Source organism: Amycolatopsis rhizosphaerae (genome assembly GCF_007713715.1).
GTDB lineage: Bacteria > Actinomycetota > Actinomycetes > Mycobacteriales > Pseudonocardiaceae > Amycolatopsis_E > Amycolatopsis_E rhizosphaerae.
In genome coordinates this window covers 1-6,364 of sequence record NZ_VJWX01000409.1, presented here as the reverse complement: position 1 = coordinate 6,364, position 6,364 = coordinate 1, and the positions used below count along the sequence as shown (strand labels likewise).

Genomic DNA, 6,364 nt, shown 5'->3' with positions numbered 1-6,364 from the left:
CCGCATCACCCGACCGTGCCCACTCACTTCCGTCCGCCCAGCACGCCCGCCCTGCCGCACCGCGCCTAACCTGACCCGCTCACCGCCACACAGCACCTCTTGCATGTGCCATGCTCGCCGGCACTGAATCGTTACAGCAACCTGTATAGCCGATACCCATATATATTTACTTGGTGTAGACAACTCATATGGATAGACGAAGGGCGCTTCTCGGATGATCGGCGTGCGCAAGCTGTCCCCTGGCGGGTACGAGTACCTGACCGGGGCGGTGGCTTGCGGCGACCGCGAGCTCGAGCCTGGTGAGTCGCTGAGCGACTACTACCTGGCCCACGGCTACCCGGCCGGTGAGTGGTTCGGCGCTGGCGCGGCGGAGCTGGGCGTGGCCGGCGAGGTCACCGCGGCGCAGATGAACGCGCTGTTCGGCGAGGGGCGGCACCCGGACGCCGACCGTATCGAGGCAGAGCTGATCGCGGCTGGGCACAACGAGGCCGAGGCGCTGGCGGCTACCAAGCTGGGCCACCGCTTCTACCAGTACGACGGCACTGACCAGCTGCGCAGCCAGGTCATCGCCGCCTACAAGCAGTACAACCTCGACAACGGCCGCCCGCCCGGCGCCCCGATCGATGACGACGCGCGCGCCGCGATCCGCCGCGACGTCCAAGTCCAGGCGTACGCCGACGCCCACGGCGGGCAGCAGCCCAGCGGCGCGGAGCTGACCATATGGCTGGCAGAGCAGAAACGCGCCATGAAGTCGGCCACCAGTGGCTACGAGATGGTGTTCGCCCCGCCGAAGTCGGTCAGCGTGGCGTGGGCATTGAGCGACGAGGCCACCCGCCAGATGATCGTGGGCCTGCACCGCCAGGCCGTGCGCGACACCCTGACCTACCTGGAAAACAACGTCGCCTACACCAGGCGCGGCGATGGCGGCTACGCCCAGTACGACGTGAAAGGCATCACCGCGGCCATCTTCGAGCACTGGGACAGCCGCGCCGGTGACCCGCACCTACACACCCACGTGCCGATCTCCGCGAAGGTGCAGGGCCCGGACGGCCGCTGGACCAGCCTGGACGGCCGCACCATCCTGGCCGCCTCGGTCACGATGTCGGAGTTCTACAACTCCCGCATCCGCGACCTGTTCCGCGAGCACGGCGCCTCCTGGACCGAGCGTCCCGCCGGCGGCTTCGACCTCAAGCGTCCGGTGTGGGAGCTCGACGGTGTCCCCAGCGAACTGCTGACCGGTTTCTCCCAGCGGGCCTCCCAGGTCGAGCAGGACCGTGCAGCCCGCATCGTCGCCTTCCGCCGTGAGCACGGCCGCGAACCGACGCCAAAGGAAACTCTGGAACTGTCGCGCCGCGCCCAGTACGGCACCCGCGCCGCGAAGCAAGCCCCCCACTCATTGGCCGATCACCTGCGCCGTTGGCGTCGTCAGGCCGACGAGATGGTTGCCCCCGAAGTAGTCGACGATCTGGGACGGCGTGTATTCGACAGCGAACCGGAAACGCTGTCCGAGATCGACGTGGCCGAGCTCGCCGCAGCCACTCTGCACACCGTCTCGGACTACTACAGCCACTTCAACGCCTGGAACATCGAAGCCGAGGCGCACCGGCAGACCGCGCACCTGCGCGTGGCCGACGGCGGCCGCGACCAGCTGGTCGCCGACGTCGTCCGCGCGGTCATCCACTCCAGCGACACCGTCGCGCTGGAGGCCCCATCGCTGGTCGACGAGCCCTCCGCGCTTCGCCGATCCAGCGGTGAGAGCGTGTTCGTCGAACACAACTCCCAGCGCTATACCACCCACCAGACCCTGCGCGAAGAAGCCGCGCTCGCCGCGTGGGGACGCCTCACCGACGGCCGCCGGCTCAGCCGGACGACGGTGAACCAGGCCCTGGCCGACGCCCGCCGCCTCAACCAAGGCCAGCGCGCCGCTGTCCTCGCCTTCGCCACCTCCGGCCGCCGCGTGCAGTTGCTCTTCGCCCCGGCGGGGGCGGGCAAGACCACGACAATGAAGGTCTACGCCGACGCGGTCCGCGCCGAGGGCGGCCGGGTGTACGCCTTCGGCCCCAGCGCGCGGGCCGCGCAGGAACTTGGCCAGTCCATCGACGCCACCCCGCACACTCTCCATCAGGTCACCACCGCGCAGAAACTGGGCGTGGCCGAGCGAGCGTTTCCCTTCGCCCGTGGCGATGTGCTGATCATCGATGAGGTCTCGATGGCCGGCACCCACACCCTGCACGACGTCGTCGCCTACGCCCTACGCCATGGCGCCGACGTCCGCTTCGTCGGCGACGACAAGCAGCTCGCCGCCGTCGAGGCCGGGGGCGCGATCCGTTGGTTCGAGCACATCAACGGCGCCGTCCGACTCAAAGAGGTCGTGCGCTTCGCCGACTCCGGCCAGGCCGCCGCCTCCCTTGAGCTGCGCGCGGGCAACAGCGCCGGTCTGGACTACTACTTCGAGCAGGGCTGGGTGAAAGGTGGCAGCCGCGAAACAATGCGCGACGCCGCGCACCGTGCCTGGCGCGCGGACCTCGACGCTGGCCGCCAAAGTCTGCTGATCGTGCCGACCAACGAGGACGTCACCGCGCTGAACCGGCAGGCCCGTGTCCTGCGGATGAATCGCGGCGACGTGGACGGCAGCCACGAGGTGCAACTGCACGATGGCACCGCCGCCAGCCGCGGCGACTGGATCGTCACCCGCCACAACGACCGGCTCAAGACCTTGTTCTCCGGCAAGGACTTCGTCAAGAACGGCGACACCTGGGACGTTGTGCGGGTGCGCCGGGACGGCTCGCTCAAGGTGCGCCACCAGACCAGCCGTGGCGCCATCGTGCTGCCTGCGGGCTACGTCTCCGAGCATGTCGAACTCGCCTATGCCTCCACGGTAAACCGGGTGCAAGGCATGAACTCCCGTGGCTCCGCGCACGGCATGGTCACCCAGGGCATGTCGCTCGAACAGTTCTATCCCCTGGCCACCCGCGCCGCCCAGGACAACCGGTTCTACGTCGAGACCCACAAGCACACCATCGACTCCCACCAGGAAACCCCACTGGAGCAGACATCCCGCGGTGTGCTGGAAGCGGTGCTGAGCCGCTCGTCGGCGGAGACCTCGGCCACCGAGGAACTGCGCGCTTCGCTGTCTGCGGCCGAGTCGCTGCGCACCCTAGTCGGCCACCACGACTACGTCGCGCTGCTGGGCACCGGAGAGCGCGTCGACGCGGTGCTCACCGAGCAGGTACCCACTTTGCTGGAGCACCCGGCCGCGCCCGCGCTGCGGCAGACCCTGCGCACCGCCGAGAACCTGGGCTGGCAGGCCGAGCAGTTGGTGGCCGTGGCGCTGGCCGCCGGCCCGCTCGAGGGCGAGGACGTCGACGACCCAGCCGCAGTACTGCAATGGCGCATCCAGCAGCGCGTGATCCACGAGCAACCGCCCGAACGAGCCGCCGCGCCCACGATGGCCGCAATCAATCACTGGCGCACCCTCGTCGAACGCCTCGACCCGACCGCATCGGTGGAAGAACCCGCCTGGATGCCGGTCTGGCAACGCGCGGCCGCAGCCGCTGACGAGGGCCTGGACGCCGACGCCGCGATCACCGCCGTCGCCCACCAGCTCGCCACCCGCCCGGCACACGACCCGATGGACAGTTACCGGTTCGCCCGCGCCGCCCTCGACGCCGCCCTGGGCCAACAGCGCGCCGAAGGCGCCGGCTGGCACCCCGTGCTGCCTTGGCTGGCGCACCCCAACCACACTCGCCTGGCGGCCGAACCCGAACTGCGCGACTACCTCGATCACCTGCACACCACGATCGCCGCCCGCGTCGCCGAACTCCGTGCCACCGTGAGCGCCGACCCACAGGCCTGGACCGCCGCACTCGGCGCGCGCCCGCGGGACGACCCGGCCGCAGTCGAACGCTGGGACCACCTGGCCGCCCTCGGGGCTGCCTACCGCGACACCTACAACATCACCACCAACGATCCCCGCCAGCCGTTCGGCGAAGAACCCGAGGGCCACGGGCTCAAGGCCCGTGCTTGGCGACAGCTCATCGATCACTGGGCGTCACCCGACATCGACGCTGGCCCCGCAGCCGAGCATGCTGGCGCTGGGGTCACGACGGACGACGTCCTCGATCGGCTGCGTGCTGACATCGATCCGGACGAGTTGCTGGCCGCGCTCGCCGCCGACGGCATGGTCTCCGTCGACCCCGCAGTGGAACGCCTCTCCGACCTCACACGCCGCTACCGCCGCGGCGTGTGGGCGGCCAACGACCGCCACCGAGACGAGCAGATCCACCGCGTCCTGGCCGAACGCGCCCCGCAGGTCTACGGCCATAACGCGGAAGAGGCACTGCTGTGGGCGCTACGCCGAGCCCATGACCTCGGTTGGAGCATCGAGCAGGTCGTACCCGACGCCGACAGCCTCCGCGGCCTCGACCGTGCTCGCGACCCAGCCGCCATGTTGTTTCGTCGGGTGCAGGACAGGATCGAGCGAGCCGGACCACCCTGCGACACCCGCTGGACGCAAAGCGGTCCGCTGCCGTGGCTGGAGACCGCAGACCCCGCAGCACTGGCCGCTCAACCCGAGTTGGCCGGTCACCTCGACCGACTCGCCCAGGCCATCGCCGACCGCACGGAGCAACTGCGCGACGAAGTAGTCGCCGAACAACCTGCCTGGACCGCAGGACTCGGCCCACGTCCCGCCGATCTCGTGGCGGCCCAACAATGGGACGAACTCGCCGCGACAGCTGCGGCCTACCGCGAGACCTACAACATCCAGACCACAAGCCCGGCCGTGCCTATCGGGCCCAAACCCGGCGGAAGCAGCCCGCGGGCACACGCCTGGAAACATATCACCGAAAAGTGGAGGCCCATCGTGACCGCACCCAGCGACCAGTTCTCGCGCAACCAGGAAAGCATCGAGGCGCTGCGCGACGGGGTCATAGAACGCGACGAGGACTACAGGGCAGAGCTCGAAGAACTGGCTGCCGACCACGCCGACGAAACGACGGACGAGCGGGCTCCTGAGGCGGCCGAGGAGAAACACCGCTATGACGGCCTCGAAGACGCCGGAGAGGACACCGGCGTCGGGTCCAGCCTTAGCTATTAGCAGTCACGTATCCGTCCGATGCCCCAGACTGGTGGCGAGTACGGATCGGGCTGGTTCTGTCTTGCGGCTGTCGGAAGGGCGAGCGAGACAAAGGTCCGACCGCCGGGACTCGTCCCCGCATGCGTGGGGAAGCACGCCACCCCTCCCCAGGCGGCCGCGCCCCGCACAGAACACCCCCGCGTGCACGGGGAAGACCGGCTTCCACGGCTTCTTGTTGACCTGGTCGAAGGGAACACCCCCGCGTGCGCGGGGAAGACCCCACCCACCGTCCGGAAGGCTGCCGGGTCCACGGACCACCCCCGCGTGCGCGGGGAAGACGATGCAGGGCGTGATCGTTGCCGAGCACGTCACCGGACCACCCCCGCGTGCGCGGGGAAGACTTCCGGTGCCCGCTATTCCCGTTCACCGATCCAGGACCACCCCCGCGTGCGCGGGGAAGACTGCGGCGTCAACGCCACCCCGAACCGGCCGATGGGACCACCCCCGCGCGCGGGGAAGACCACGACGCTGACCCGACCACGATCTCCTGCGAGGGACCACCCCCGCGCGCGCGGGGAAGACGACTGCAGCCGCTTGGCCAGCGCCAGCCGCGTGGGACCACCCCCGCGCGCGCGGGGAAGACTGGCTGCTCAAGGCCCGCACGAAGCCAGTCGGGGGACCACCCCCGCGCGCGCGGGGAAGACACTTCGTGACCTGGGAATATACAGAGTCGGAAGCGAAAACAGAATCGGTTTGTGCGCGTAGGCCGCGTCGGCAGAGCCTCGCCGAGCGAACACGGGGAGCCTGTGCGCCATCACCTGGACGACCCGTCACGGTCGCTGCGCATGTGACGAGCGCTTCGCGCCTCTGTGGTTTCTCGGAGGCCGTCGGGCTACTTCAGGGCAAATCGATGCCCGTACATCGGCGTGTTGGCTGGGAGGCGATCCGACGGCGAGAAGTCAGTCTTACCTTTCGTCCAGGTTAACCGATTGTGCGCGCGGTTGTACCGTTCTCAGCCCCACCCAGTTAGGTTTCCGAACCGAGGCAACGGCAGATCAGGAAGCAACAGGACATGGTCAGACAACAGGGGAAACAACGAAGCTGAACCATCAACCTGAACGAGACGAAGGTTACCGTCGAGTATTTCTGGCCCCCTCCGCGGTTTTGTCGGCGGGTACTGGTTTCATCTGGCTATCACGGCGGAGATGGGGATCCGCCTGTTCGAGAGGGGATGCCTGTGGGGGCCGGGAGCGCGAGCGCCGTGTGGGCGGCGGATGAGCTGCTGCC

General features: G+C 69.0%; 1 protein-coding gene and 1 CRISPR repeat array. The gene reads left to right on the top strand.

Annotation, left to right across the window (positions count from 1 at the left end):
* The first annotated feature begins 214 nt into the window (after positions 1–214).
* Complete coding sequence (mobF, locus tag FNH05_RS28980) at positions 215–5,098, top strand: MobF family relaxase (protein WP_144592026.1); 4,884 nt, start codon at positions 215–217, stop codon at positions 5,096–5,098.
* A 166-nt stretch (positions 5,099–5,264) separates the two neighbouring features.
* Positions 5,265–5,539: a CRISPR direct-repeat array (repeat unit 29 nt).
* Positions 5,540–6,364: the final 825 nt, after the last annotated feature.